Origin of the sequence: Klebsiella sp. RCJ4, assembly GCF_009025755.1 — a bacterium.
Lineage (GTDB): Bacteria > Pseudomonadota > Gammaproteobacteria > Enterobacterales > Enterobacteriaceae > Klebsiella > Klebsiella michiganensis.
Genome location: NZ_WCIN01000012.1, coordinates 78,903 through 105,434, shown reverse-complemented (window position 1 = coordinate 105,434; position 26,532 = coordinate 78,903). Strand labels below are relative to the sequence as shown.

Sequence of the window (26,532 nt, the reverse complement as noted above, 5' to 3'; positions counted from 1 at the left end):
AGGAATTGCTTATTAATAACTCACGTGAAAATCACATGATTAAACAGGTGGATTTACCTTAGCAGAGAGCGGTGCGGCTTAACAGTAACGAAAACGTTGATGGCTAAAGTTATGCAGTTTATTTGCATATTAATCCATCATTTAGAACAGGAGATGTCGTGTTGTGCAGGAGGCCGTCTTCCCCGGGGGCGGCGCAAAGCGCCTTGCCCGGGCTACGGGTTTTGTAGCCCGGACAGATGTGTAGCATCGCCTCCGGGAATTGGCTATAAATTGGGAGACTATTTCTGCGCGGCCAGCGCTTCTTCCACCCAGCCGTCAAACTGCTGCTGGTGGGCTTTGATCCAGCCATCGACGTGGCCCTGGATATCTGCCTCAGAACCATGTCCCGCGTGCATCATGGCATTTTCGGCGTTGATATCGGCAATCGGCAGCTTCATGATGCTGAACAGTTTCGCCGCCGCCGGGTTTTTCTCGGCCCAGGCTTTGTTGGCGACAATATGCATTGTGTTCACCGGGAAGCCATAGTTCATGCCGTTTGGCAGTTTGGTATCAATATCTTTCTGTTCGCCCGGCAGGGAAGAGAACGGCACCTGCAGCCAGACGACGTCTTTACCCGGCTTCAGCACATCGCTGACCCAGTAAGGCGTCCAGGTGTAGTAGATGACCGGCTTGCCCTCTTTATAACGGGCAATGGTGTCGGCCATCATGGCGGCATAGTTACCCTGATTGTGGGTGACGGTATTATTCAGGCCATAGGCATCAAGCTGATGGTTGATCACCGCTTCACAGCCCCAGCCCGGGGTACAGCCGGTCAGGTCGGCTTTGCCGTCGCCGTTGGTGTCAAACAGTTTGGCGATTTTCGGATCTTTTAGCTGATCGATAGATTTAATGTGGTACTGCTCGGCCGTTTTCTTATCAATCAGATAGCCCTGCGCCGCGCCGTTCACAAACACGCCTTCGCGGTAGAACTTTTTATCCCCGCCGGCGGCAGCGTACATATCGTCGTGCAGGGGCTGCCAGTTGACGGCGGTAAAAGTGGCGTCGCCGGAGGCGAGCGAAGTATAGCCAACGTTGTAATCCACTTCGCTCGGCTTATCGACGGTATAACCAAGTTTCTCCAGCGCGCGGCTGACCAGCAGGGTCTGGAAGGTCTCTTCCGAAATAGTGCTCTGAATCGGCTTAACGGTAATGCCTTTGCCAGGCAGATCCGCCGCGAAGGCGGTGGTGGAAATGAGGGCGGTTAACGCTGTGGCAAGGATCGCTGTATGTCGCATCGTTGTTCCTTTTACTTATCAGAAGGGAAGTCTATCCCCCCGGCTGCCGGGGGGATGGGCTCTTATTTACAGAAAGGGCGAGTTATCAGCCCCAGTGGGCCGGTTGCATACCAGCGGCGGTTGCCGCGGCTGCGTGAGTCCCGTCCTACGGCCTGAGTCAGACGGTCAAGAATAATGGCGAGGATAACAATCCCGACGCCGCCAACGGTGGCCAGGCCCATATCAAGGCGACCGATGCCGCGCAGTACCATCTGGCCGAGACCGCCAACGGCAATCATTGAGGCGATGACCACCATCGACAGGGCCAGCATCAGCGTCTGGTTGACCCCGGCCATAATCGTCGGCATGGCCAGCGGTAGCTGAACCTTAAACAACAGCTGACGCGGGCTGGCGCCGAAGGAGCGCGACGCTTCAATCAGATCCGCCGGCACCTGGTTAATCCCCAGAATGGTCAGACGAACAATCGGCGGCAGGGCGAAGATAATGGTGACCACCACGCCCGGAACGTTGCCGATACCGAACAGCATCACAATGGGCACCAGGTAGACAAACGCCGGCGTGGTCTGCATCGCGTCGAGCAGCGGACGGATAATTTTCGCCGCCCGCGGGCTCCGCGCCAGCCATATCCCAAGCGGCAGGCCGATCAGCATACAAAACAGCAGCGCGGTCAGCACCAGCGCCAGGGTCACCATCGCCTGCGACCAGGCGCCGATAGCGCCGATAGCGATCAGCGAAATCAGCGTCGCCGCGCCCATGCCGACGCTGGAAATCTGCCAGGCAATCAGCGAGAAAATAATAATCGCCACCGGCGCCGGCATACCCAGCAGCAGCTGCTGGAAGGCGCTCAGGATGTAATCCACCGGTACACGTATTCCCTGGAATACCGGACGAAAATGCATCACGACCCAGTCGATACCGTGCGTGACCCAGCTGTCGAGCGGGATCAGCGTTTTATGGAACGGGTCCATAATATTGAAGTGTTCCGGCTGCGGCGCGGGCGCGCTGCTCAGCCAGTCGGCACCGCCGCCATCGGTCGGCGCCGGCGTAGAGGTGCCCCAGGCATCGGCGGATTGCGCTGCGCTATCCGCCGCCGGTGCGGTGTCCCACGGGTTAGATTGATCAGCCATTGTTTGCCCCCTCGCGATCTAAAGCCTGCAGCAGCATCCGTTTGGAAATAATGCCGATGTACTGGTGCCCCTCGTCGACAACCGGCACCGCGCACGGTGCATGGCCGACGTGAGAGAGCAGCTCGCTGAGCGGCGTTTGCGCATCCACCGCCTGCGGTGAGTCGATTAACGCCGCATCAATTCCCTGACCTTCGCTTAGCGCGGCTTTCAGGGAATCAATGGAGACAATGCCAACAAACTTATTCCCGCGTTCAATGACGTAGCCATATTCGCGGTCTTCATCCTGCAGCAATTTCAGCGCGGAACGCGGGCCAAAGCCGGGCGTTTTGCGAATCAGCCCCACCGGGCTACGGCGGGCAATATCTTTGGCGCTGAACACCTGGCTAATATCGACGCCGCGGAAGAAGGTTCGGACATAATCATTGGCCGGATTATTGAGTATTTCATCCGGCGTACCGACCTGAACCACTTCACCATTTTGCATAATGGCAATCCGATCGCCAATACGCATGGCTTCATCAAGATCGTGGGAAATAAAGACCACGGTACGCTGATGTCTGGCCTGTAATTTAGTGAGCTCATCCTGCATCTCGGTACGAATTAACGGGTCGAGCGCGGAGAAGGCTTCATCCATTAACAGAATATCGGGATTAATCGCCAGCGCGCGGGCGAGACCAACGCGCTGGCGCATGCCGCCGGAGAGTTCGTCCGGGTAGGCATGAGCGTAGTTTTCCAGGCCGACCTGGCGCAGCGCCTCCAGCGCTTTCTCCTGGCGTTCCTGAGTCGGCACGCCGGCCAGCTCCATGCCGAAAGCGGCGTTGTCGAGCACGGTCATATGCGGCATAAGCGCAAAGGATTGAAAAACCATCGCAATTTTTTTTCTGCGCACCTCCCGGAGCTCGGCGTCAGAGATTTTAGCGATATCGACGCCGTCGATCAGGACCTGGCCGCGGGTGGGTTCAATCAGGCGATTGAGAAGGCGAACCATGGTAGATTTCCCCGATCCGGAGAGCCCCATGATGACGAATATCTCGCCTTCTTCAATGGTCAGACTGGCGTTCTTTACGCCAAGCGATAACCCCGTCTTTTCCAGTATTTGTTCTTTCGATAGTCCTTTATCGATATATTTGAAAGCCCGCTGCGGGTGCTCGCCAAATATCTTATAGAGATTCTTGATTTCTAATTTAATTGCCATGCAATAGAGTGTTTCCTGTTATTTATTAATATCGATACGGTACCCGGTGATGATAATTGCTTTTTTACACCCTAACATACTGAGAATCTGTGACAACCCTTTATGTGGCGTTGCCAGGGAAATGCGCAAGGGAGAATTCCGGTGCATCCCCCGTGATATAAGGGCTGAGCGCGAATGACTTATGGTCGATATTTTTTAGTTATGTTGCGTTAATTCAGGCGAAAATCGAGGGCATGCTGTTGAATATGACACGGTGATGACCGAAAGATATTGAGTGAGGCGAAAACAAATAATGTGAAATAAATCACCAGGAAATATGCTGATATATTCCTGGTGAAAGTAAGGCTAAAAGTCCCAATCGCCGTCGACGGTTTCTTCCGCTTTTCCCATCACATACGATGAACCTGAACCGGAAAAGAAGTCGTGGTTTTCGTCGGCATTCGGCGAAAGCGCGGCGAGGATCGCCGGATTGACGGCGGCCATTTCCGCCGGGAATAGCGCGTCGTAGCCGAGGTTCATCAGCGCCTTATTGGCGTTGTAGCAGAGAAAGGCGTTGACCTCCTCAATCCAGCCGCTATCGGCGTACAGTTCGCGGGTGTAGGCCAGTTCGTTGTCATACAGGTCCATCAACAGGTCGAGGGCGAAGTTTTTCATCTCCTCGCGCTTCTCGGCGCTGACTATTTCCAGCCCCTTCTGGAATTTGTAGCCAATGTAATAACCGTGTACCGCTTCATCGCGGATGATCAGGCGAATCAGATCGGCGGTGTTGGTCATCTTCCCCCGGCTGGAGAAGTACATCGGCAGCCAGAAGCCGGAGTAGAAGAGGAACGATTCGAGAAAGACGCTGGCGATTTTTTTCTTCAGCGGTTCATCTGCCTGATAGTACTCCAGCATCAGCTGCGCTTTGCGCTGCAGCGGCGCGTTTTGTTCGCTCCAGGCATAGGCGGCATCGACGTCTTTGGTCTGGCAGAGCGTCGAGAAAATGGAGCTGTAGGAGCGGGCGTGCACCGCCTCCATAAAGCTGACGTTCGACAGCACCGCTTCCTCATGCGGGGTGAGGGCGTCGGCCATCAGCGCCGGGGCGCCAACGGTATTCTGGATGGTATCGAGCAGCGTCAGGCCGGTGAAGACGCGAATCGTTAGCTGCTGTTCCGCCGGGGCGAGCGTTTGCCAGGCGGGGATATCGTTAGACAGCGGCACCTTCTCCGGCAGCCAGAAGTTGCTGGTCAGCCGATTCCAGACCTCCAGATCCTTATCATCTTCAATTTTGTTCCAGTTAATGGCGCTGATGCGCGATAAATGGGTCATCCTGTTCTCCTTACAGCGCGCAGGACACGCAGCCTTCGATTTCGGTACCTTCCAGCGCCAGCTGGCGCAGACGGATGTAATAGAGCGTTTTGATGCCTTTCTTCCACGCATAGATTTGCGCTTTATTGATATCGCGCGTGGTGGCGGTATCGGGGAAGAACAGGGTCAGCGACAGCCCCTGATCGACATGGCGCGTCGCCTCGGCGTAGGTGTCGATGATCTTCTGCGGGCCGATTTCGTAAGCGTCCTGATACAGCGCCAGGTTGTCGTTGGTCATAAACGGCGCCGGATAGTAAACGCGTCCGGTTTTCCCCTCCTTGCGGATCTCTATCTTCGACACGATCGGATGGATGCTGGAGGTCGCGTGGTTGATGTACGAAATAGAGCCCGTCGGCGGCACCGCCTGCAGGTTGCGGTTATAAATGCCGTAGCGCATCACGTCATCGCGCAGCTGCCGCCACATATCGCGGTCGGGCAGGACAATACCGGCACGGGCAAACAGCGCGCGGACTTTCGCCGTTTTCGGCTGCCAGTCGCCTTCCAGGTAGGGGCGGAAATAATCACCGCTGGCGTACCGCGACTGCTCGAATCCGGCAAAACGCGTGCCTTTTTCCCGCGCTATCAGCATCGAGGTACGCAGCGCGTGCCAGGTGATGGTATAGAAATAGAAATTGGTGAAATCCAGCCCCGCTTCGCTGCCGTAGGCAATACCTTCGCGCGCCAGATAGCCGTGCAGATTCATCTGCCCAAGGCCGATGGCGTGCGAGGCGGCATTGCCCGCCGCGACCGACGGTACCGAACGGATATCGCTCATTTCGGACACCGCGGTCAGACCGCGCACCGCGACCTCAACCGTGCGGGCGAAATCAGGAGAGTCCATGGTATGGGCAATATTCAGCGAGCCGAGGTTACAGGAGATATCCTGGCCGATGCTGGCGTAATCCAGGTTTTCGTCAAAGGTAGAAGGCGCGTTAACCTGCAGGATCTCCGAGCACAGGTTGCTCATATTGATGCGCCCGGCAATCGGGTTCGCGCGATTAACCGTGTCTTCAAACATGATGTACGGATAGCCGGATTCAAACTGAATTTCCGCCAGCCGCTGGAACAGATCGCGGGCGCGGATCCAGCGCTTGCTGACCCGCGCGTCGGCCACCAGTTGTGCATACATTTCGCTTACCGCGATATCGCCGAACGGTTTACCGTACAGGCGCTCGACGTCGTAGGGCGAGAACAGCGCCATCTGCGCATCTTCTTTCGCTAACTGAAAGGTGATATCCGGAATCACCACCCCGAGCGAGAGCGTTTTAATGCGGATTTTTTCATCGGCGTTCTCGCGTTTGGTATCAAGGAAACGCAGGATATCGGGATGATGGGCGTGCAGATAGACCGCGCCGGCCCCCTGGCGCGCGCCGAGCTGGTTGGCGTAGGAGAAGGCGTCTTCCAGCATTTTCATCACCGGCACCACGCCGGAGGACTGATTCTCGATGCGCTTGATTGGCGCCCCGGCTTCGCGAAGATTGGAGAGCAGAAACGCCACGCCGCCGCCGCGCTTGGATAGCTGCAGCGCCGAGTTCACCGCCCGGCCAATGGATTCCATATTGTCTTCGATGCGCAGCAGAAAGCAGGAGACCAGCTCGCCGCGCTGCTGTTTACCCGCGTTGAGGAACGTCGGCGTGGCGGGCTGAAAGCGTCCGGAGAGGATCTCATCGGTTAGCTGCCGGGCCAGCGCCTCGTTACCCTGCGCCAGGGCCAGGGCCACCATGCAGGTGCGGTCGCCAAAGTCTTCAAGGTAGCGCTTACCATCGAAGGTTTTCAGCGCGTAGCTGGTATAGAACTTCCATGCGCCGAGAAACGTCTGGAAGCGAAAACCGTAGCCCTGAGCGTACGCGAACAGCGCAAGAATAAACGAGCGATCGTAGCGGGCCAGCACCCTGGCGTCGTAATAGCCTTCGGCGACCAGCCACGTCAGCTTGTCGTCCTGGCTGGTAAAGGGCACGGTATTCGGCTCAACGTGGTTGGCCATAAACGCCGCTACCGCCTGATGGTCTTTGTCAAACGGGATGCGGCCGTTGCTGTCGTAGAGATTCAGCATCGCGTTGAGGGCGTGGAAATCCGGCGCCTCGGTGGTTATACGTTCTGCGGTTGTCGTTGCCAAAATTCGCTTACTCCTTTACGCACGTTGTCGACATCTTGCGGGGTGCCCATCAGCTCAAAGCGATAGAGATACGGTACGCCGCATTTCTGCTTGATGACGTCGCCTGCCCGGCCGTAGGCCTCGCCAAAATTACGATTGCCCGCGGCGATGACGCCGCGAATGAGCTGGCGGTTATGCGGATCGTTGAGGAAACGGATCGCCTGCCGGGGGACCGCGCCCGCCGTGCCGCCGCCGCCATAGCTGGGGACGATAAGAATGTAGGGTTCGTCTACCTGGATGCGCTCGCGTTCGTTAAGCGGTATACGCACGGCGGGCAGCCCCAGACGCTGGACGAACCGGTGCGTATTTTCGGAACTGCTGGAGAAGTAGACGATCAGGCTCATACGCTGGCCGCTGACGCTGTAGGGCGCAGGCGATTGATCATATCGGGACGGAAGCCGGACCAGCGGGTCTCTCCGGCAATCACCACCGGCAGCTGACGGAAACCCTGCTCGCGCAGCATATCGACGGCTTCAGGGTGGTGGTCGATGTTGATCATGTCGAATTCAAACCCGCGGGTTTCCATGGCCCGTTTAGTGGCATGGCATTGCACGCAGTCGTTTTTAGTGTAAATAGTAATGCGCATGATTCGTATTTCCATTTAAGATAACAGTACGACGTAAAATTGACGTCGCGTGCTATGGGTTATCGTTGAAGGAAATACTAGATGTAGTTATTTAAAAGTTCAACAACTCAATATATATGGTTTTTGTAAAGGTTAACCCCCGCGGGAGGATCCGGCGGGGGGCGGGATTTCTTGCCGTGAAATTACAGGCGCATACTCACCGCCAGACGATTAAAGGCGTTCATCAGGCTGATGGCGAAGGTCAGATCGCTGATCTGGCGGGCGCTGAAATGGTCCAGCAGCGGCTGATAAACGGCGTCTTCCGCATGGCTTTCGGCGATATGGGTCACCGATTCCGCCCACGCCAGCGCCGCGCGTTCCGCATCGCTGAAATGGGCGCTCACCCGCCAGCCTGCCAGCGCGTCCAGCTTGTTTTGCGCGACGCCGGATTTACGCAGGGCTTTGCTGTGCATCTCCAGGCAGAAGGCGCAGCCGTTGATTTGCGATACCCGCAAATACACCAGCTCGATCAGCGCGCCATCCAGCTCGCTTTTTTCCAGCGCAATTTTGGCCTGAACCAGGGCGTTATAGACTTCCGGGCTCAGTTCATTGTACGGCTGACGTAGTGTGTTCATTTTACTCTCCTCATTAAGACGCGAGGAAAATAGCACTATAATGGACTGCATAAGATAGCCATATTGCGATGAAAAAAGCAGACCATGATGGACGGTAAAAAAATTCCGCATTACCAGCGCATTGCCCGACAGCTTAAGCAGGCGATTGAGCGCGGCGAGCTGGCTCCGGGCAGCAGGCTGCCTGCAAGTCGGGTCTATGCTCAGGAGCTTGGCGTGTCGCGGGCGACGATTGAGAACGCCTGGGGAGATCTGGTGGCGCAGGGATGGCTGGAGCGGCGCGGACAGGCGGGGACCTTTGTCAGCGATCGGCTGCTGCCGCAGCAAAACGCGTCCGTTCAGCCCGTCGAGGGCGATGAACCCGCGGCGCCGCTGCCGTTTCAGCTGGGGCTGCCCGCGCTGGATCTGTTTCCACGCGGCCTGTGGGCGCGCGTGATGGGTCGGCGTCTGCGTACGCAAACGCGTTTTGACCTCGCGCCAGGCGATCCCAGCGGTGAACCGACGCTTCGCCGGGCGATCGTCGATTATTTGCGTCTGTCGCGCAGTATTGAGTGTCGGCCTGAGCAGGTCTTGATCACCGGTAGCTACGCGGCCTCGATGCGCCTTATTTTGCGCACGCTGGCGCGGCCTGGCCAGCAAATGTGGATGGAAGATCCGGGGTTTCCGCTGATCCGGCCGGTAGTGAACGACGAGGGGGTGGCGATCAATCCCGTTCCGGTCGACGACGACGGGATGGATATTCCCTGGGCGCAGCGGCATTACCCGAGTGCCCATTTCGCGCTGCTGACCCCGGCTCATCAAAGCCCGCTCGGCGTGGCGCTATCGCTGGCCAGGCGCAGACAGCTCCTGCTATGGGCGGCGCAGAATAACGCGTGGATTATCGAAGATGATTACGATAGCGAATTCCGCTATCACGGTAAGCCGCTGCCGCCGCTGAAAAGCCTCGACGCCCCGCAGCGGGTCATCTATGCCGGGGCGTTCAGCAAGTCTTTGTTCCCGGCATTACGCGCGGCCTGGCTGGTGGTGCCTGAGCCGCTGGTGGCGCCGTTTCGTGAACAGGCCGCGCTGATGTGCTGTAGCGTGCCGACGCTGTGGCAGCAGACGCTGGCGGATTTTATTCGCGAAGGCCACTTCTGGCGGCATCTGAAGAAAATGCGCGCCAGCTATGCCCAGCGCCGACTGTGGCTTGAGTCGGCGCTGCGGGCGCAGGGATTCACCGTCGTGCCTCAGGCGGGCGGGATCCAGATGGTGGTCAGGGTCGCCGGAGACGATCGGCCTCTGGCGCAGCGCGCCAGACGGGCTGGTCTGGCCGTACAGGCGCTGAGCGACTGGCGGATGGAGACTCGGGGAGAAGGGGGGCTGATAATGAGCTTCACCAACCTGACGTCGGCCGAAATGGCGAATCAGGCTGTGCGTAAGCTTTATGTCGCGCTTTACCCGCAGAGATAACAAAAACCCCTGCAGTGCAGGGGTAGACGCGTATTTGTTATCTTCATGGGTCTGGCTGTTTTATTATCGACGTAAATTCAGCAATACGCCAATAAATACCCCAACGGCAGCTGCGGCGCCAACGCTTTGCCACGGTTTATCGCGCACGTAGCTGTCAGCGCAGCCCATGGCATCGCACGCCGCCTGCTGAACGCGGTTATTGCCGTTAAGCCGCGCGCGGGTCTCTTTCAGCAGCGCCTGCGCTTTTTTACGCGCGGCCTCCGCTTCGTCCTTGGCGTCGCTGCCCCATGATTTCAGCACCTCTTCCAGCGTATCCGCTAATTGGCTGACATCATTATGGATATCTTCAGCGCTCTCTTCTACGTTGTTGCGGTTTGCTCGGTTGGCCATTGGTTTCTCCCTTAATTCCATTGAGTCTATAAGTGTAGGACAAGATTTTGAATTATGCTGTAAATAGCCCTTTATGGAATATTCCGAAAGCGTTGCCTTTAATGAATAAGGTAAGGTTAACGTGCGGTAAAAGATAATGAGGAATGAGTATGTATTTAAGACCCGATGAGGTGGCGCGTGTTCTTGAAAAAGCCGGCTTCACCATGGATGTTGTGACGCAAAAAGCGTACGGCTATCGCCGTGGCGATAATTATGTTTATGTGAACCGTGAAGCTCGTATGGGGCGTACCGCGTTAATTATTCATCCGGCTTTAAAAGAGCGCAGCACAACGCTTGCGGAGCCCGCGTCGGATATCAAAACCTGCGATCACTACGAGCAGTTCCCGCTCTATTTAGCGGGCGATGCTCAGCAGCATTATGGTATTCCACACGGGTTCAGTTCGCGCATGGCGCTTGAGCGTTTTCTGAGTGGCCTGTTTGGCGAAACGCAGTATAGCTGACAAAAAGCGGCTGGCTGAACCAGTCGCTTTTTTGTATCAACTCAGGCTTTGGCCTGCTGATAGGGGCTGACGCGAAACAGGCGGCGGCAGTAGTCGAGGAAATAACCGTACGCTGCGCCCATCATCATCGATACCACGATGTTGGAACTTACCGCCGCGGCGATCTGATGCCAGTCGGCGCCGACAACCAGCAGAATCGCGACGTATACCGGCGACTGGAACGTCACATAGGCCACCACATCCGCAATATTCTTCATCCAGCCGGACGGGCTAATGCGGCGCGCCTGGCGCATCGCGAAATCGCGATAAAAACCGTAAGGCACGGCAATAATAATGTTCACCGGAATCGCCACCAGTCTCGAAGATAACGACTGCTGGAAAGTCATTCCGGAGAGAAAAATTTCGATCATCATGTTCACAACGGTGCAGTACACCACCATCGCAAAGGTGTCTGCTACCGCATGACGCAAGCGGGACTGCGCAGAGAACATTGGTATGCTCCTCGAAAATGAAGTCGATAATGCCAAAAGATTCGCGGTTATTCAGCGTTTTTGGGTGCCTGTTTTGATGTGCGTAGATTATATCTCTGCATTAAAAGAGGCAACTAGCTATAAATTTTTATTTAAAGGCTTTTGGTCGATAAAATACTCTGCGTCAGGCTATTTTTTGTTCGTTACGCTACTTTTGTTCTCTTTGTTGATTTTTTTATTGTTTTTCAATTGGTTGTAAAATAAATACGTCATATAGATGAGAGCCAATCCGGGTTGTGAGGGGGGATTTCGCGACAGAATCGCGTAGTGGTGTGAGTTGTGTCACTTTTGGCGTTTTTTACACGTATAAAAGAGGAATGGTAGCATTATATGCTGATTTGTCTGCTGGGTGGGCATTCGGATTTTTTGCATGACTATTCTATAAACGCCCGTAGCGCCCTGCGAGGCGCAACCGTAAATATACGGATAACCTGCTGAGCATACAGGTAATAAGATAAAGACGTTGCCTGGCGAATAGTATTATTTGCAAAAGAATTTATTCAGTGTTGATAATTTCGCTTTTATCGATTTGTTTGCCTTATTAATTGCTAAACATTTCCGGTGCTATATCAGGAATTAGTGAAAGGCTGGAAATACATTATCATATCAATTAAACTAGCGCCGTAATCTTTGTTTCATTTGCTATTTGGGAATTTTTTGAATTATATGTCATTACTATTAGAGAAATTGAATAATATCCGTTCACTTCGCGCCATGTCCCGTGAATTCTCCATTGACGTGCTTGAAGATATGCTGGCAAAGCTAAGGACCGTCACTGAAGAAAAACGCGCTGAGGAGCAGGCGGCTCAGGCGCTGCGCGCAGAACATCAGGAAAAAATAAATACCTGGCTGGAATTAATGATGGCTGACGGCATTACCCCTGAACAATTAGCGGGCTACAATAGCGCTTCCCCGAAAGGGAGCAAAAAGCGCCAGCCGCGTCCGGCTAAATATCGTTTTACCGACCATACCGGCGCCGAGAAAACCTGGACCGGGCAGGGACGTATGCCGAAGCCGCTGGCTAAAGCGGTGGCTGAGGGAAAATCCCTCGATAGCTTTCTGATCTAATATTGAAAACGGTGGGGAGACCCACCGTTATCGTTAGCCGGCTTAATCAGCACACGCCAAAATCGCCGTCTTCTTTATAAGCCGTCACATCGGCGGCCTTCAGCGTATATTTCTCACCCTGCTCGTTGCTTGCCTGAACGGCAATAATGCGATCGTCCTGGACTTCAACGACTTTAAGTTTTGGCCCACCCGCGCGCGGTTGTACCAGGTCACCGACTGAAAACATACTGCTTCTCCTGTGTGCTGATGAATCTTTTCGCTGACATAACCATAGCTCAGCAAAAGCGTTACCAACAGTCTCTCAAAAAGGTAGAGGCTAGCGACGGTTCCAGGGCATCAAAGCCAAAAGACGCGCCATACCGCAAAACCCGGTAATACCGGCAAAGGTTAAGCCGGCGCCGACGAAGGCGCTAAGCAGAAAAAAGCCGCTGCTGAAAGCGTAACCTAAAGCGACGCCAAGCAAAATCAGGACGCCGGCGACGATCTGTACCTGACGCATAAGCGGCAGCGGCTGTGATTTATCCTCTTTCACCGGCAGACCGGCCGCTTTCCACGCCTGAATTCCGCCAGCCAGCAGCTTTACCTGCGCCGGTGCGGCGGCCTGCGCCAGACGGGCCGCGTTATTTTGGGTGCGCGATCCCGCCTGACAGTGAAAAATAATCGTCTCTTCGGGACTGGCGTGCAGCGCTGCGCCATTCGTCAGCGTCGCCAGCGGCACGAGCTCCGCCCCGGGAATATGCTCGCGGGCGTATTCATCGGCATCGCGGATATCGATCAGCCGGCCGCCCCGGGCGACGAGCGCCTGGGCTTCGGCAGGCGAAAGAGTAGCAATAGGCATAAAGGCTCCTTAAGGACAATAGATTGACTTGAGTGCGGCGACGATTTGCTGAACCGCTGGCCGGGTAATGAAGTAGTGAATGCGCTGCGCCTGACGTTCGCAGCCGATCAGGCCTTCATCACGCATCCGCGCCAGATGCTGGGAAGTTGCGGAGGGGCTCAGCCCGGTTATCCGCGCCAGTTCGCCGGCGCTGGTGCCCGGCGCATCGCATAGCATGCACAGAATCAATAGCCTGCTGGGATGGCTCATGGCTTTCAGCAGCGCGGCGGCTTCGCCGGCGCTGGCCTGTAGCTGTTCGTGTGTATTCATTTATTTTAGTCTTTTCTAAATTTAGTAAAGTCTAAAATAAAAAAGCGTATTACGCCAGCAATGGCTGCCGCAGTGACAAAATAGCGCGGCTGAAACCTGGTAATACTAATGGCGGTATTATGGCCGCCGCGCTTCACGCCCTGAGCGAATCAGAAGGCTATGCGCTATGGCTTCCGCGACGGGCCGCACGGCGATACAGCGTACTGCGCGCGACGCCTAACGCCTGCGCGGCCTTACTGATGTTGCCGTTATAGCTTGCCAGCGTGTCGGCAATCAGCTGCGCATCGTGCTGCTGAAGCCCGCGCAGCGGGCGGGCGGCGGGCGGGCTTCGATACTCCTGGGGCAAATCATCTATCCCCAGCGTTTCACCCTCTTCGGCGAGGGCCAGCAGTACCCTCAACACACTTTGCAGCTGGCGGACGTTGCCCGGCCAGGGATGAGACGTCAGGTGTTGCACAACTTCCGGGGCCAGCGCGATGCGACGCTTTTCTCCGCCCAGCTCGCGCCACAATCGTTGGATAAACCCGGACAGTTCAGGCCATTCGCGCAGGGGCGGCAGCGTTAAAGCAAACTCACGCAGGCGGTAGAGCAGGTCTTCGCGGAAGGTCCCTTCCGCGACGCGCTGCGCCAGATTGCGGTGGGTGGCGCAAATCACCGCGAAATTAACCGGCGAGCTCTGGCTGGCGCCAAGCGGCGTGACCTCTTTCTCCTGTAAGATCCTCAGCAGCCGGGTCTGAAGCGTTAACGGCATATCGCCAATCTCATCAAGAAACAGTACGCCGCCGTCGGCTTCGCGAATCTTGCCGATGTAGCCGTTTTTGTTTGCGCCGGTAAACGCCCCGGGCTGGTAGCCAAACAGCTCGGATTCAATCAGTGATTCCGGCAGCGCGGCGCAGTTGATGGCGACGAATTTGCCGCCGCTCCAGCGGCTGTGCCGGTGCAGGGTACGGCTGACGTACTCTTTGCCGCAGCCGGTTTCGCCTTCGATACACAACCCAATCCCGGCGTTAAGCAGGCGCAGCAGCTTTTCGCCTTCGCGCTGGCTGGAGAAAGGCAGCTCGAGGGTGGGGCGCGCGGTCACCGCCACGCCAGCGGTCACGGGAGCGCGTAGACGGTAATAGTAGTTTCGATCTCCGGCGACGAGCGGCAGCGGTACGCTGACGGCGGTTTGCCGCAGCTGCGGAAAAAGCTGCTGGAACGTGAGGTGGCCGAACCGATCTGCGTTAAGTGAGAACTCGCGCATCGCCAGCCGGTTAGCCGCCATCAGCACATTGTCGGTAAAGACCAGCAGACATTCGTCGACGCCGTCGAGCTTTTCCAGTTGAGGATGCAGGCTCATCAGCCACTGTTGCGGATGCAGACTCTGTTTAACCCACAGATATTCTATCTGCTTCGCGGCGCCTTTTACCCACGCCAGAGTGCGGTCGTGCGGGTACCGGGCCGGGCCGGAGATATCCAGTACCCCGGCTATTTTGCCATCGGGACTTTGCAGCGGCACGGCGGCGCAATAAAGACCCTGGTTACTGGTCAGAAAATGCTGGCGGCCATCGATTTCGCAGCTGTCGTCAATCGCCAGCGCGGTGCCAATGGCGTTGGTTCCGCGTCCGCTTTCGCTCCACAGGTTGCCCGGCGCTAAAGCGAAGCGCTGCGCTTTCTGCATGGCGTGCGTATCGCCAAAGGTTTGCAAAACCAGACCGCTGGCGTCAGAGAGAACCACGACGGATTGCAGAGCGTTGACTTTGCGGGATAGCTCATTAACGACCGGCTGGGCCAGCGTTTGCAGGCGGCTGTGTCTGGCGAGCCTGTCGGCCAGTTCGCTGGCGTGCAGGCGAGGGAAGTCATCCGTGGCGGGGTCGAGGCCATAGCGTTGGCTACGGCACCAGGAGTCGCTGAGCAGCGGGTTCGCTTCGATCTCTGGCGTCAGGGCAAACGGATTTCCTGGCACGGGACACCTCGTCGTTTAATTTGTGTTGCAATATTGTAGCTATATGGTTTTCGTGGTGTTGCGATTTGCGACACATAAGAGAGATTCTGTGCGACAGAAAGTGACGTGACCTATCTAATTTATTGAAAATTAATTTCTTTTTTAAAATATAAAAAATGGCATAACCCCTGCAATAGACGAGAGACGCAGCGAGCCGCCGTACAAAACTAATATGCCGCTGCCCTCAACCCTACATGAAGGAGATTCGCGATGCGTTATGCTCATCCTGGCACACCGGGCGCTTTGGTTTCACTGAAGTCAGCCTACGGTAACTTTATTGACGGTAAATTTGTTGAACCCATCGGTGGAGAATTCTTTATGAATACCTCCCCGGTCGACGGTAGCAACATCGGGCAGTTTCCGCGTTCTGATGCCAAAGATATCGACTTCGCCCTTGATGCGGCGCACCGGGCCGCCGACGCCTGGGGCAAAACGTCGGCTCAGCACCGCGCTAATCTGCTGCTGCAGGTTGCCGACCGTATTGAGGCCAATCTGGAATATCTGGCGGTAGCGGAGAGCTGGGATAACGGTAAGCCGATCCGCGAAACCCTCAACGCCGACCTGCCGCTGGCGGTCGATCACTTCCGCTATTTCGCCGGCTGCCTGCGCGCGCAGGAGGGAAGCACGGCGGAGATTGATGAAACGACGGTGGCTTATCACTTCCATGAGCCTCTCGGCGTGGTCGGACAAATTATTCCGTGGAACTTCCCGCTGCTGATGGCCGCCTGGAAGCTCGCTCCGGCGCTGGCTGCGGGCAACTGCGTGGTGCTGAAACCGGCAGAGCAGACGCCTCTCAGCATTACATTGCTGCTGGAGATTATTGGCGATCTGTTCCCGGCGGGCGTCCTTAACGTGGTTCAGGGATTTGGCAAAGAGGCGGGCGAAGCGCTGGCAACCAGTAAACGCATCGCCAAAATCGCCTTTACCGGCTCAACGCCGGTAGGCCGCCATATCATGGCCTGCGCGGCGGAAAACATTATCCCCTGCACCGTTGAGCTGGGCGGTAAATCGCCGAATATCTACTTTGCCGACGTGATGGAAGGCGAAGAAGAGTATATCGAGAAGGCGGTTGAAGGCCTGGTTCTGGGCTTCTTTAATCAGGGTGAGGTCTGCACCTGCCCGTCCCGCGCGCTGATTCAGGAGTCTATTTACGAGCCCTTTATGGCGCGGGTCATGGAGAAGGTGGCGCAAATTCGCCGCGGCGACCCCTTTGATACCGATACGATGATCGGCGCGCAGGCGTCGCGTCAGCAGTTCGATAAGATCCTTTCCTATATTAAGATCGCTCGCGATGAAGGCGGAAAGATCCTGACCGGCGGCGAACGCGCCAGCATCTCTGCCGAACTGGATAACGGTTTCTATATTCAGCCGACGCTGATTCAGGGCCGCAACGATATGCGCAGCTTCCAGGAGGAGATCTTTGGCCCGGTTATCGGCGTCACCACCTTTAAAGATGAAGCCGAGGCGCTGGCTATTGCAAACCAAACCCAGTTTGGCCTTGGGGCCGGGGTGTGGACGCGGGATACCAACCTGGCTTATCGCATGGGGCGCGGCATTAAGGCCGGTCGGGTGTGGACCAACTGCTATCACATCTACCCTGCGCACGCCGCGTTCGGCGGCTACAAACAGTCCGGCGTAGGGCGCGAAACCCATAAGATGGCGCTCAATGCCTATCAGCAGACGAAGAACCTGCTGGTGAGCTACGGTACCGCGCCGCTGGGCCTGTTCTGATCGTCCCTGTCAGCTATTTATTTTAGGATAACCCGCAATCTTCAGCATTGATTGCGGGTTTATTATTCCACAAGGAAAGTATTGTTATTCATCTTTCCTCTCCGGCTTTCAGATGAAATACACTTGTCATCAATATCTCCTGCTTATAATGACTCGCGTGATTATTGTTTATTCGATAACGAAAATAAGATAAAAGCCAATCTAAGATTTATCCTAATATTCTATAAAAACCCAGTCCGCTCACAGAATTATTGCCGAAAAATCGCGGTGAAATTAGGGGGGGATTGTTAAATTACGCCGCCTGATGTTGCTTTTTGATGTTATTGCATCGTGATTTTTGGTTGCATTAATTAACAATGCGCATAATGTTTTTAATATTATCTTTATATGTAAAATAAAACAGCATTTCATTAACATAACAAAATATTGCGATTTGTAATCGGTAGGGATAGTATTTATTTGTTACCTTAATAAAGGGTTTATGAATTTCGCCGAAGAACTTCTTTTTATCAAAATAGCCAATTAAGCAGCTTATTTTTGCTGCCTGATGTCCTGCGGACGGAACGCGAATATTATTAACATGGAGGATCTGCACGCAGATTTGCCCGGGGCTTAAGCCCTCGCGCGCAATCTGTCGAAAATATAAGTTAGAGATGAGATGAATAATGAAAACGCAATTTCGTATTATGGCAATGTTTGTCGGTGCTCTGGTGTCCGCTAGCGCATTATCCTCGCCTTCACAACCCGCCAGATCGGCAATGACCGTTAATCCCGGTTCTAATGCGGGCACGCAGGGGACGGGTGGGCAGGTAGAATTTACCGGATCGATTACCGATTCCTCCTGTAATGTTGATAGCACCAGCGCAAATCAGAGCGTCGATCTGGGGAAATGGGCGAGCAGCTATTTTACCGGCGCAGGTTCTGAAACGACCAAAACCGCCTTCCATATCAAAGTGAAAGATTGTCCTTCTACCGTTACCACCGTCTCGGTGCTATTTGACGGTACCCGCGATACCAACAATAGCGATCTGCTGGCGATAAACGGTACCGCAAGTGGGGTAGCGATAAAGCTGTATGAAGATGATAAGTCGACGCCGGTTGATCTCGGCGCCGTCTCACGCGGCCACAGCGTTACCGCTGGCGCGAGCGGCGCGGCAACGGGTACCGCCGATCTGGAATTCTTTGCTGACTATGTCTCAACCAGCGCGGTTTCCGCCGGTTCTGCCAACGGTACGGCCAACTTCAATATGGTTTACAACTAATACCCTGGAAGCGGGTAAAGCTGCGGTTATTCATGGCTTCCCACGCCGGGTAAGCCGCCAGCCGCCGCCCGGCTGAAATAGGGTCGGCATAATTAATGCAGATTATTTATCAGCTTCAGGCAGTGATACCCGCTTTTATTATTCCCGGACGGTAGTCATTATGAAACGAACGATCGCCGCGATAGCCTTTTTATTGCTATCAACTGCGGCACAGGCCGGTATTGTCATGGGAGGAACCCGTGTTGTTTATCAGGAAGGGAAACGTGAAGCCGCAATATCGGTCACCAACGCTGATACTCATTCACCTTATCTGGTGCAATCGTGGGTGGAAAACTATGCGGAAAACAATAAAAGCCGGGTGCCTTTTATTGTGACGCCGCCGCTTTTCCGTCTCGATCCTGAACAGCAGAACGTATTGCGTATTAACTATATTGGTGGAACGCTGCCCACCGATCGCGAATCCGTTTTTTGGCTCAATGTGAAAAGTATTGCTCCAACGAAACAAGATGAAGTGAACAAGCTTCAGGTCAATATTAAATCAAAGTTTAAGATCTTCTATCGCCCGAATGGTCTGGCGGGCGAGCCTGACGATGCATGGCGCAAGCTGACGTTTAACATTGACGGTTCCAGGCTGGTTGCCCAAAACCCGACGCCCTATTTTGTCTCCTTTTTTGTTATTTCGGTTGGCGGTACAGATATTCCGCAACCCGGCATGATTGGCCCCTTTGACCATAAAGCGTGGCCGATTACTCATTCCGGGGTAGTTAAATGGCGCGCCATTAATGACTTCGGTGGTATTACGGATTACGCGCAACAGTAATTAATTTGCTTCGCCTGGTCAGGATATTGTGAAAAATAACACTTCGGATATGACTTCCGTTTATTCGGCGATCGCGGCGCCAACCGGCGGGATTTTATTATTGCCGACGGCGCTTTTTCTGCTGTACCAAAGCGGTATCGCGCGGGCGGAGGACTACTTTGATCCGGCGGCATTAGAATTTGCCAATCCGCAGCAAAAGACCGCTGATTTACACTATTTTGCTAAAGCAGGCGGCCAGCAGCCCGGGACATACCCGGTCAGCATTTGGGTGAATAACCAGGAGATAGCCCAGGGCGAGGTGACATTTGTCGACAGCAACGGCGAACTGCGGCCGCAGTTAACCCCGGCGCAGCTGGCGGAATATGGCGTCAACGTCAGCGCTTTCCCGGCGTTTAATACCCTGCATGAGGGAGAAACGTTTACTCGCATCGAGCGCTACATCCCCGATGCCAGCAGCCGTTTTGATTTCGCCACTCAGCGTCTGAACTTAAGTATTCCCCAGGCGGCCATGAACGCCCAAAGCCGCGGATACGTGGATCCGGCGCGCTGGGATGATGGTATCCCGGCGGCGTTTGTTAACTATAACCTGACCGGGTCGCAAACCCGGCAGACGGATGACAGCAGCCGCTCCAGCTACCTGAATCTACGCAGCGGGGTTAACCTCGGCGCCTGGCGCCTTCGTAACGTCTCGTCGATGGAGTATGACCGGACCCGGCGCTGGAATTCACAGAGTACCTGGCTACAGCGCGACCTGAAGTCACTCAAAAGCCTGCTGCGGATGGGCGATACCTTTACGACCGGCGACGTTTTCGACAGCGTGCAGTTTCGCGGCGTTCAGCTGATGTCCGATGATGAAATGCTGCCGGATAGCCAGCGTGGCTTCGCCCCGACGATCCGCGGAATGGCGCACAGCAACGCCAAAGTCACCATCTCCCAGCATGGCTACGTTATCTATGAAACGTTCGTCTCGCCGGGGGCGTTTGCGATAAACGACCTCTATCCAACGGCGCAAAGCGGCGATCTCGAGGTGCAGGTAAAAGAGAGCGATGGTTCGGTGCGGACCTTTACCCAGCCTTTTTCAGCCGTCCCGTTTATGCTGCGGGAAGGACGCGTGAAATTCAGCCTGAGCGCCGGACGCTACCATTCGGAGCAGAGCCAGGCGCGTTCGCCGACGTTTTTGCAGGGTACGCTCTTTTATGGGCTACCGGCTGAATTCACGCTCTACGGCGGTAGCCAGCTGGCGCAGGATTACCAGTCGTGGGCGCTCGGCGTCGGGCGCGGTTTTGGCGAGCTCGGATCGCTTGGAGGCGATGCGACATGGGCGAACACCACGACGCCGTCGGGAAAGCGCTCGGCCGGCCATTCGGTACGGGTGCAGTACCAGAAGGATTTTGCCGGCACCGGCACCTCATTTAGCCTCGCCAGCTATCGCTACTCCTCCGGCGGTTATTACGACTTCAGCGAAGCCAGCGCGCTTGAGAGCCGCAATGGTCTGCTGGATAACAAGCGCAGCCGCGAAGAGGTCTCCCTTTCTCAGGCATTTGGCGGTATGAGCAGCCTGGCGATTTCCGCCTGGTCGCAGGAGTACTGGCACCGCCAGAGCCGCGATGAAACGATCCATCTCGGTTTTTACAGCGCCTGGCGAGGCGTTTCGTGGGGCGTGGGTTATTACTACACCCAGTCATCCGATCGCCAAAAAGACGATCGCTCGTGGTCCTTGAACCTGAGCATTCCGCTTGGCGGCCCGCTGTCCGAGAGCGCGGTTAGCTACAGCACTACCTCCGACAGTAACGGACGCACCTCGCAGCAGGCGTCGCTGTACGGTTCGCTTCCGCGCAATCCCAATCTCTACTACTCCCTTCAGCAGGGCTACGTTAACGGCGGCCAGGGCAGCAACAGCAGCGCATCGCTCGATTACCACGGCGGCTATGGAACCGCGCAGCTCGGCTATCGCCGCGATAGCGCAAGCCATCAGCTGACCTGGGGCGCATCGGGGTCCATCGTCGCCCATCCTCATGGCGTGACGCTGGGTCAGACCGTCGGCGAAAGCTTTGCCATCGTACGCGCTCCGGGAGCCGCCGACGTGGCGATTCAGAACGGCAGCAACGTGCATACCGACTGGCGGGGCTATGCGGTGGTGCCCTCGCTGACGGCGTATCGCAAAAACACCATTACGCTCGATACCGAATCGCTGGCCGACGATGCCGATGTTGAACTTGAAGGGCAGACGGTGATCCCCGGCGGCGGGGCGGTGGTGCAGGCAAACTATCAGACCCACATCGGCAGCCGCGTGCTGTTTACCCTCAGCGATAGCCACGGCCCGCTGCCGTTCGGCGCCAGCGTTCGCTTGCGTAAAGCAAAAGACGATCGGGGCGCGGCGCCGGGCGGCATGGTGGCGGATGGCGGGCAGGTCTATCTGAGCGGTATTCCGCAAGAAGGGACGCTCGATGCCGCCTGGAACGCCGACAATCTCTCACGGAGATGCGCGCTGCATTTCCATCTTACCGATACCGTACAGCAGGGGCAGAGTCCGGTTAAAACCGTCTCTGGCCTCTGCCAGTAGGTCTGCACAGAGGTGATTTTGCGCATAATATCGTTTTTATTCCTGCTGATGGCGGGGATTTATAGCCACTGCGGCTGGGCGGAAACCTGTAGAGGAGATATCGGTCAGATGACCGTGAACGTCCAGAATATCAAGTACCTGCCCACGCTGCCGTTGAATACCCAGATGACCGGTATGATGGCGGATAACGGCAGCGGGATTCATTTCTCCTGCGATCTTCAGGTGCCGAAAGCGGCGGCAAAGCGTCTGGTTTATCGGCAGCTAAAAACGGCCTCAACGCCGCTGTCAATCGGCGGTCAGCACGTGTTCCCCTCAGCGCTGGACGGCATAGGATACTCGCTGGGCTTCCAGTGCAGCGGCGGCGCCGTTCGCTTTATTGATGGCAGCCATGCGGCCGGTAATGGGGAATCCGTGACGGTTTGCGACAGCAATGAGATGGCTAATCTGCTGAACCAGCAGCAGATTGTGGTGAAAGTCTTTGTGACGTTTTATAAGACCGGTAATGTCGCCCTGGTCAGCGGCAACCACGCAAACGTTCCGGCGCAGCCGCAGATTGGCGAACTCACTATTCAGCAGCAGGCCGACAGCCGCAGCGGTTTTGTCGCCAGCTCGCCGGTCACGCTCGATATGGCGGCGCTGAATGTCGATATCGGCAGCAGCGGCAGCTGTCAGGTTTCAACCGCGAATATTCACGTTAGCCTCGGCACGGTAAATAAAGCGGAGTTTAAGGGCAAAAACACCACCGGCGGCGTCGCGAAGCGCTTCTCCATACCGGTCTTCTGCTCCACGCCAACCGATATCCGCATCGGCTTTTTTGGCGTCACCTCGCCATCCGGAGGGACGGATACACTGGCGCTAAGTAAAGCAAACGCCTCCGCGAGCGGTGTGGGCGTCAGGCTCACCTACGGCAATAACAGTGCCCCAGCGCCCGCCGTCGGAACCGGCGTCAAAATCAATGAGGCCAGTAACTTACCTGTACTCAAGCGGATTACCGCCAGCAGCGCGGGTGCGGCGGAAAATATCAACTTTAACGCCCAGTACGTACAGACGGATGACGCGGTAACCGCCGGTACCGCCAATAGCATGGTGACGTTTGCGCTGGAGTATAACTGACCGTCGCTTTCGCGCTGTCGCTCACAAAAAAGAGAAGTCATAACGATTTTTCGCACGGCGAGCGGATCGGTACGCTATCAATGATCGAGAGATTAAGCGGCTGTCCGGGAATACTTTTGTGCGGGAAAATCGATAATGAAAATCGCCTTTGGGGAGCTTAAGCCACTATTGCAGGCGCAGCGGATTTTTGTCGGCGGGCAGACGCTGGCCTGTAGCCACGCCTTTTACCGTGACGACCTGTCGATTGAGATACCGGAAAACTTAGCCACCGAGGCTTATACCACCTACTGGGGGCGCTGCGGCGAACGGCTGGCCTCGCTGGGCGCCTTTAGCTATACGCGAACCCTGCTGCCGGCGCTGATTAACGTGGGGCGCTACACGTCGATTGCCGATCGGTTACAGGTGCTCGGCGACCGACATCCCCTGGAGTGGGCCAGCGCCAGCCCGGTGTTTTATGCCCATCATTCCGGCGTGATGGCGACGCTGGCTGCCGATAGCGGCAGGCCCAACCAGTTTTATCCTTTTGCGAAAACGCCCCGGCCGATAACCATCGGCAACGATGTGTGGATTGGCCAGAATGTCACCCTGGCGCAGGGGATTACTATTGGCGATGGGGCTGTCATTGCCGCCAACGCGCTGGTGGTCAAAGACGTCGCACCGTACGCCATCGTCGGCGGTAATCCCGCGAAGATCATCCGCATGCGCTTTAGCGAGGCGATTATTGAGCAGCTGATGGCGCTAAGATGGTGGCGTTACTCCGCCCAGGATATTGCCGGGTATCCGGTTAATCAGGTTGAGCGCTTTTGCGAGCAGCTCGCCGGGCGGGTGGCCGAAGGAACGATGCCGCCTTTCTCGCCGCCGGTATTGACGGTATCCATGATTAAAGATTTTATAAACAATAAACAGCATCCGCTGCGCAGCGCGGTGTAATCATAAACGGTTCACATTTGAACAAGGATATAACGATGAAGTTGAAGTCAGGTCTTGTTTTCGTCATCGCTGCCGTCGCCTTTGGCGCCCAGGCGCGCGACATGAACAGCATTCAACAAAGCGGTGAACTTAAAGTCGGCGTCCCGGGCGATTACGCGCCGCTGGCGTTTCATAATAAAGCCGGGGAGCTGGTGGGCTACGATGTTGATATGGCGAAAGATCTCGGCAAGCGGCTTGGGCTAAAGGTGAGCTTTGTGACGACCAGCTGGCCCACGCTCTCCGCCGACCTGAAGGCCGATAAGTTTGATATCGCCATGGGCGGGGTGACGGAAACCGCAGCGCGGGCGAAAGATTTCGCGTTAAGCCAGCCGGTGGTGCCGAACGGCAAGATTGCGCTGGCTAACTGCGCGGCGGCGCCGGCGCTCGGTAGCCTGGAAAAAATCGACCAGCCAAACGTGAAGGTGGTGGTGAATCCGGGCGGCACCAACCAAAGCTTTGTCGATGAACATATCAAGCAGGCGCAGATTATTCGGGTGAAAAACAATATCGATAATCTTGAAGCGCTGCGGCAGAAAACGGCGGATATGATGGTGACCGACCTGATTGAGGGCGTCTATTACCAGAGCAATGAGCCGGGCGTGTTTTGCGTGGCCAATGAGCAGCCGTTCCCGGGCACCGCCAGCTTCAAAGTCTATATGATGAATAAAGATAACCCGCAGCTGCTGGACAAGGTTAACCAGTGGCTGGCCAGCCAGGACAAAAACGTGCTGAAACAGAAGTGGCGCATTCATGACCAGCTAAAACCATAAAGCAATAAAGGTTTTCTATGCGGGTGTGGCGGAAGATATTCAGCGCATCGGGTTTTCCGCCAGCACATCGTGAAGCAGCCAGTCATAAAACACCTTCACTTCCGGGCGCATGACCGCATGCTGGGGCGTCACAATATAGTAGGACCAGGTGAGCGGCCAGCGGCGGGCCGGGTGTAGCTGAACGAGCTGGCCGGTGGCGAGGAGCTGTTGTACCAGCGCCCGGCGAACAATAGCGACGCCGCGCCCGCTGAGCGCGGCCAGGATGACCGCCGACGTTGAGTTAATGTGCAACCCGCTATCGCGCGCCGTTGGCGCCTGAGCGGCCTCCAGCACTTCCGCCCATGATGGAAAACTGGCGCCGGGATAGGGCGTATCATCATGAATCAGCTTTTGCGCCGCCAGCCACTCGCCGCAGGCGGTTTTGTCTGCCGGGACGATTAGCGGGCTGCACACCAGCACCGCTTCTTCATCCATCAGCCAGGTTTTATTGACCCCGGGCCAGTCGCCGCGACCGCAGCGTACCGCCAAATCCGCTTCGCCGTGGGCCACGTCCATCAGCTTTTCCGTAACGTTGAGGCGCAGGTCGATATTATCATGGACTTCAGAGAAGCGGTTTAAGCGCTCCATCAGCCAGTTCATCATCAGCACCTGCGAGGCGGTAATCACCACCACGGAACGCGCCCGGCGGCCGCGAAGCTTATTCAGTCCGCTCTCCAGCTTATCCAGCCCCTGAGTAATATCCTGCAGCGCCGCCTGCGCCTCGCTCACCAGGGTGAGACGCTCTTTACCGCTACGGGTACGGTGCAGCAGCGGATGGCCGACCCACTCTTCCAGCGCTCTGACCAGCTGCCCGACGGCGGCGGGCGTCACGCCCAGCTCGCGCGCCGCGCCGGTAAAGCTGCCGTGGCGGGCGGTGGCTTCAAATGCGTGAAGCCATTTCAGTCGGTTAAGCGAACGCATGGTGAATATCCCTCAGTGAATTTGCGTCTCAGTATAGGTCATCAAGATAGATTTTCTTTGTCGTTGGGCTATTTCTTCTCATTCGTCAGCGCGCTGCAGGAAAGGCATGCTTAGGCCACACAAATCAAGCGTGAAGAGGTGAATGATGAATACGGCGTTTATGGGGAAAAAACTGTTAGTGGTTGGCGGGACCAGCGGTATGGGGCTGGCGACGGCCAAACGGGTGGTGGAGAATGGCGGCAGCGTGGTGCTGGTGGGCAATCGTCGGCAGAAGGCCGAACAGGCGCGTCAGGCGCTGGCGGCAGCGGGGAAGGTGGATGTTATCGTCGCTGATCTGACGAGCGAAAGCGGTATGCAGCAGGTTATGGCCGCTATTAACGCGGAACATCAGGATATCAGCCTGCTGGTCAACGCCGCCGGCGTTTTCTTCCCGAAGCCGTTTATCGAACATGAAATGGCTGACTACGATCGGTATATGCATCTCAACCGCGCGACGTTTTTTATCACCCGTGAGGTGGTGCGCAATATGCTGGCTAATGGCATCAAAGGTTCGATTGTGAATATCGGCTCGATGTGGGCGCAGCAGGCCATCGGCGCAACGCCGTCGTCAGCCTACTCCATGGCGAAAGCGGGTCTGCATGCGCTGACCAAAAATCTGGCGATTGAGCTGGGCGGCAGCGGGATTCGGGTCAATGCGGTATCGCCGGCGGTGGTGCATACGCCGATATATGAAGGGTTTATCCCTAAAGAGGATGTGAAGGATGTGATGAACAGCTTTGACGGCTTCCATCCCATTGGCCGCGTCGGCACGCCTGATGATATCGCGCAAACCGTGGCGTTTCTGCTCAGCGATAGCACCCGCTGGGTGACCGGCGCGGTTTGGGATATTGATGGCGGCGTGATGGCTGGTCGTCATGTCTGATTACGTTCATTATGTCAGTCAGGGTATTGGCATAACGCAAACGAATTCAGGATAAAGAG

General features: G+C 56.0%; 26 protein-coding genes. 11 read left to right on the top strand and 15 right to left on the bottom strand.

From position 1 onward, the window contains the following. Positions 1-278 precede the first annotated feature (278 nt). The 8 genes from proX to F8562_RS04490 all read right to left on the bottom strand — a co-directional run bounded on the left by proX (position 279) and on the right by F8562_RS04490 (position 8,298). Positions 279-1,274: a glycine betaine/L-proline ABC transporter substrate-binding protein ProX gene (gene proX / locus F8562_RS04525; protein WP_014839294.1), complete on the bottom strand. Its 996-nt coding sequence runs from the start codon at positions 1,272-1,274 to the stop codon at positions 279-281. Between the two features lie 62 nt (positions 1,275-1,336). Further along, entirely contained in the window at positions 1,337-2,401 is a 1,065-nt protein-coding gene (proW, locus tag F8562_RS04520) for a glycine betaine/L-proline ABC transporter permease ProW (protein ID WP_004853456.1), read from the bottom strand. Continuing rightward, positions 2,394-3,596, bottom strand: coding sequence for a glycine betaine/L-proline ABC transporter ATP-binding protein ProV (gene proV, locus F8562_RS04515; RefSeq protein WP_014226499.1), 1,203 nt, complete (start codon positions 3,594-3,596; stop codon positions 2,394-2,396). The genes proW and proV overlap by 8 nt, the downstream gene beginning before the upstream one ends. Positions 3,597-3,941: 345 nt before the next feature. Beyond that, positions 3,942-4,904: a class 1b ribonucleoside-diphosphate reductase subunit beta gene (nrdF, locus tag F8562_RS04510; protein ID WP_014839293.1), complete on the bottom strand. Its 963-nt coding sequence runs from the start codon at positions 4,902-4,904 to the stop codon at positions 3,942-3,944. 10 nt (positions 4,905-4,914) lie between these two features. Further along, positions 4,915-7,059 carry a class 1b ribonucleoside-diphosphate reductase subunit alpha gene (gene nrdE / locus F8562_RS04505; protein WP_014839292.1) on the bottom strand — a complete coding sequence of 715 codons (2,145 nt, stop codon included), beginning with the start codon at positions 7,057-7,059 and terminating at the stop codon, positions 4,915-4,917. After that, a complete protein-coding gene (gene nrdI, locus F8562_RS04500; RefSeq protein ID WP_004104769.1) occupies positions 7,032-7,442 on the bottom strand; it encodes a class Ib ribonucleoside-diphosphate reductase assembly flavoprotein NrdI in 411 nt (136 codons plus the stop codon). The genes nrdE and nrdI overlap by 28 nt, the downstream gene beginning before the upstream one ends. Further along, a complete protein-coding gene (gene nrdH / locus F8562_RS04495) occupies positions 7,439-7,684 on the bottom strand; it encodes a glutaredoxin-like protein NrdH (protein ID WP_004853449.1) in 246 nt (81 codons plus the stop codon). The genes nrdI and nrdH overlap by 4 nt, the downstream gene beginning before the upstream one ends. 182 nt (positions 7,685-7,866) lie before the next feature. After that, complete coding sequence (locus tag F8562_RS04490; RefSeq protein ID WP_004853446.1) at positions 7,867-8,298, bottom strand: carboxymuconolactone decarboxylase family protein; 432 nt, start codon at positions 8,296-8,298, stop codon at positions 7,867-7,869. Between the two features lie 87 nt (positions 8,299-8,385). Here F8562_RS04490 and F8562_RS04485 point away from each other — a divergent pair, with 87 nt between their 5' ends. Then, the gene (locus F8562_RS04485; protein ID WP_014839291.1) at positions 8,386-9,744 is read left to right on the top strand and encodes a PLP-dependent aminotransferase family protein; all 1,359 of its coding nucleotides are present in this window, start codon (positions 8,386-8,388) and stop codon (positions 9,742-9,744) included. A 63-nt stretch (positions 9,745-9,807) separates the two neighbouring features. Here F8562_RS04485 and F8562_RS04480 read toward each other — a convergent pair whose 3' ends face one another. Continuing rightward, complete coding sequence (locus F8562_RS04480; RefSeq protein ID WP_004123945.1) at positions 9,808-10,134, bottom strand: DUF883 family protein; 327 nt, start codon at positions 10,132-10,134, stop codon at positions 9,808-9,810. 149 nt (positions 10,135-10,283) lie between these two features. Here F8562_RS04480 and F8562_RS04475 point away from each other — a divergent pair, with 149 nt between their 5' ends. After that, positions 10,284-10,634, top strand: coding sequence for a DUF2002 family protein (locus F8562_RS04475; RefSeq protein ID WP_004123942.1), 351 nt, complete (start codon positions 10,284-10,286; stop codon positions 10,632-10,634). A 41-nt stretch (positions 10,635-10,675) separates the two neighbouring features. Here the strand turns inward: F8562_RS04475 and alaE are convergent, their stop codons facing one another. Further along, positions 10,676-11,125, bottom strand: coding sequence for an L-alanine exporter AlaE (alaE, locus tag F8562_RS04470; protein WP_014839290.1), 450 nt, complete (start codon positions 11,123-11,125; stop codon positions 10,676-10,678). A 705-nt stretch (positions 11,126-11,830) separates the two neighbouring features. Between alaE and stpA the strand changes: the two genes are divergently transcribed. Then, a complete protein-coding gene (gene stpA / locus F8562_RS04460) occupies positions 11,831-12,232 on the top strand; it encodes a DNA-binding protein StpA (protein ID WP_014839288.1) in 402 nt (133 codons plus the stop codon). Between the two features lie 46 nt (positions 12,233-12,278). On the opposite strand, the gene F8562_RS04455 is transcribed toward stpA, so the two are convergent. The 4 genes from F8562_RS04455 to F8562_RS04440 form a co-directional block, all read right to left on the bottom strand. Further along, positions 12,279-12,458, bottom strand: a complete 180-nt coding sequence (locus F8562_RS04455) for a hypothetical protein (RefSeq protein ID WP_014226493.1) — start codon at positions 12,456-12,458, stop codon at positions 12,279-12,281. 90 nt (positions 12,459-12,548) lie between these two features. Next, entirely contained in the window at positions 12,549-13,070 is a 522-nt protein-coding gene (locus F8562_RS04450) for a rhodanese family protein (protein WP_014839287.1), read from the bottom strand. A 9-nt stretch (positions 13,071-13,079) separates the two neighbouring features. Continuing rightward, positions 13,080-13,379 carry an ArsR/SmtB family transcription factor gene (locus tag F8562_RS04445; protein WP_014839286.1) on the bottom strand — a complete coding sequence of 100 codons (300 nt, stop codon included), beginning with the start codon at positions 13,377-13,379 and terminating at the stop codon, positions 13,080-13,082. Positions 13,380-13,536: 157 nt separating this feature from the next. Continuing rightward, positions 13,537-15,324: a sigma-54-dependent Fis family transcriptional regulator gene (locus F8562_RS04440; protein WP_014839285.1), complete on the bottom strand. Its 1,788-nt coding sequence runs from the start codon at positions 15,322-15,324 to the stop codon at positions 13,537-13,539. 249 nt (positions 15,325-15,573) lie between these two features. On the opposite strand from F8562_RS04440, the gene F8562_RS04435 reads away from it, so the two are divergent. The 7 genes from F8562_RS04435 (at position 15,574) to F8562_RS04400 (ending at position 24,591) form a co-directional block, all read left to right on the top strand. Next, positions 15,574-17,094, top strand: a complete 1,521-nt coding sequence (locus tag F8562_RS04435; protein WP_004853428.1) for an aldehyde dehydrogenase family protein — start codon at positions 15,574-15,576, stop codon at positions 17,092-17,094. A gap of 665 nt (positions 17,095-17,759) precedes the next feature. Beyond that, positions 17,760-18,356, top strand: a complete 597-nt coding sequence (locus tag F8562_RS04425; RefSeq protein ID WP_014226488.1) for a fimbrial protein — start codon at positions 17,760-17,762, stop codon at positions 18,354-18,356. 160 nt (positions 18,357-18,516) lie between these two features. Beyond that, positions 18,517-19,176 (top strand): molecular chaperone, encoded by a 660-nt coding sequence (locus tag F8562_RS04420; RefSeq protein WP_014839282.1) that lies wholly within the window; start codon positions 18,517-18,519, stop codon positions 19,174-19,176. Positions 19,177-19,204: 28 nt separating this feature from the next. Then, complete coding sequence (locus F8562_RS04415) at positions 19,205-21,739, top strand: fimbria/pilus outer membrane usher protein (protein WP_089046388.1); 2,535 nt, start codon at positions 19,205-19,207, stop codon at positions 21,737-21,739. 48 nt (positions 21,740-21,787) lie between these two features. Further along, positions 21,788-22,852, top strand: coding sequence for a fimbrial protein (locus F8562_RS04410; RefSeq protein ID WP_049824830.1), 1,065 nt, complete (start codon positions 21,788-21,790; stop codon positions 22,850-22,852). A gap of 135 nt (positions 22,853-22,987) precedes the next feature. Continuing rightward, on the top strand, positions 22,988-23,782 hold the full coding sequence (locus F8562_RS04405; protein ID WP_032720451.1) for a CatB-related O-acetyltransferase: 795 nt from the start codon (positions 22,988-22,990) through the stop codon (positions 23,780-23,782). A 35-nt stretch (positions 23,783-23,817) separates the two neighbouring features. After that, on the top strand, positions 23,818-24,591 hold the full coding sequence (locus F8562_RS04400) for a transporter substrate-binding domain-containing protein (protein ID WP_004853415.1): 774 nt from the start codon (positions 23,818-23,820) through the stop codon (positions 24,589-24,591). A gap of 39 nt (positions 24,592-24,630) precedes the next feature. Here the strand turns inward: F8562_RS04400 and F8562_RS04395 are convergent, their stop codons facing one another. Continuing rightward, positions 24,631-25,551: a LysR substrate-binding domain-containing protein gene (locus tag F8562_RS04395; protein WP_014839277.1), complete on the bottom strand. Its 921-nt coding sequence runs from the start codon at positions 25,549-25,551 to the stop codon at positions 24,631-24,633. A gap of 145 nt (positions 25,552-25,696) precedes the next feature. Here F8562_RS04395 and F8562_RS04390 point away from each other — a divergent pair, with 145 nt between their 5' ends. Then, on the top strand, positions 25,697-26,473 hold the full coding sequence (locus F8562_RS04390) for an SDR family NAD(P)-dependent oxidoreductase (RefSeq protein WP_014839276.1): 777 nt from the start codon (positions 25,697-25,699) through the stop codon (positions 26,471-26,473). Positions 26,474-26,532: the final 59 nt, after the last annotated feature.

What these genes read in the sequence shown, in the direction of transcription:
- nrdI (WP_004104769.1), bottom strand. Translation starts at nt 7,442, where the DNA reads ATGAGCCTGATCGTCTACTTCTCCAGCAGTTCCGAAAATACGCACCGG.
- F8562_RS04480 (WP_004123945.1), bottom strand. Translation starts at nt 10,134, where the DNA reads ATGGCCAACCGAGCAAACCGCAACAACGTAGAAGAGAGCGCTGAAGAT.
- F8562_RS04390 (WP_014839276.1), top strand. Translation starts at nt 25,697, where the DNA reads ATGAATACGGCGTTTATGGGGAAAAAACTGTTAGTGGTTGGCGGGACC.
- F8562_RS04485 (WP_014839291.1), top strand. Translation starts at nt 8,386, where the DNA reads ATGGACGGTAAAAAAATTCCGCATTACCAGCGCATTGCCCGACAGCTT.
- nrdH (WP_004853449.1), bottom strand. Translation starts at nt 7,684, where the DNA reads ATGCGCATTACTATTTACACTAAAAACGACTGCGTGCAATGCCATGCC.
- F8562_RS04475 (WP_004123942.1), top strand. Translation starts at nt 10,284, where the DNA reads ATGTATTTAAGACCCGATGAGGTGGCGCGTGTTCTTGAAAAAGCCGGC.
- proW (WP_004853456.1), bottom strand. Translation starts at nt 2,401, where the DNA reads ATGGCTGATCAATCTAACCCGTGGGACACCGCACCGGCGGCGGATAGC.
- F8562_RS04425 (WP_014226488.1), top strand. Translation starts at nt 17,760, where the DNA reads ATGAAAACGCAATTTCGTATTATGGCAATGTTTGTCGGTGCTCTGGTG.
- proV (WP_014226499.1), bottom strand. Translation starts at nt 3,596, where the DNA reads ATGGCAATTAAATTAGAAATCAAGAATCTCTATAAGATATTTGGCGAG.
- alaE (WP_014839290.1), bottom strand. Translation starts at nt 11,125, where the DNA reads ATGTTCTCTGCGCAGTCCCGCTTGCGTCATGCGGTAGCAGACACCTTT.
- F8562_RS04450 (WP_014839287.1), bottom strand. Translation starts at nt 13,070, where the DNA reads ATGCCTATTGCTACTCTTTCGCCTGCCGAAGCCCAGGCGCTCGTCGCC.
- proX (WP_014839294.1), bottom strand. Translation starts at nt 1,274, where the DNA reads ATGCGACATACAGCGATCCTTGCCACAGCGTTAACCGCCCTCATTTCC.
- nrdF (WP_014839293.1), bottom strand. Translation starts at nt 4,904, where the DNA reads ATGACCCATTTATCGCGCATCAGCGCCATTAACTGGAACAAAATTGAA.
- F8562_RS04410 (WP_049824830.1), top strand. Translation starts at nt 21,788, where the DNA reads ATGGCGGGGATTTATAGCCACTGCGGCTGGGCGGAAACCTGTAGAGGA.
- stpA (WP_014839288.1), top strand. Translation starts at nt 11,831, where the DNA reads ATGTCATTACTATTAGAGAAATTGAATAATATCCGTTCACTTCGCGCC.
- F8562_RS04400 (WP_004853415.1), top strand. Translation starts at nt 23,818, where the DNA reads ATGAAGTTGAAGTCAGGTCTTGTTTTCGTCATCGCTGCCGTCGCCTTT.
- F8562_RS04455 (WP_014226493.1), bottom strand. Translation starts at nt 12,458, where the DNA reads ATGTTTTCAGTCGGTGACCTGGTACAACCGCGCGCGGGTGGGCCAAAA.
- F8562_RS04435 (WP_004853428.1), top strand. Translation starts at nt 15,574, where the DNA reads ATGCGTTATGCTCATCCTGGCACACCGGGCGCTTTGGTTTCACTGAAG.
- F8562_RS04405 (WP_032720451.1), top strand. Translation starts at nt 22,988, where the DNA reads ATGAAAATCGCCTTTGGGGAGCTTAAGCCACTATTGCAGGCGCAGCGG.
- F8562_RS04420 (WP_014839282.1), top strand. Translation starts at nt 18,517, where the DNA reads ATGAAACGAACGATCGCCGCGATAGCCTTTTTATTGCTATCAACTGCG.
- F8562_RS04395 (WP_014839277.1), bottom strand. Translation starts at nt 25,551, where the DNA reads ATGCGTTCGCTTAACCGACTGAAATGGCTTCACGCATTTGAAGCCACC.
- F8562_RS04490 (WP_004853446.1), bottom strand. Translation starts at nt 8,298, where the DNA reads ATGAACACACTACGTCAGCCGTACAATGAACTGAGCCCGGAAGTCTAT.
- F8562_RS04445 (WP_014839286.1), bottom strand. Translation starts at nt 13,379, where the DNA reads ATGAATACACACGAACAGCTACAGGCCAGCGCCGGCGAAGCCGCCGCG.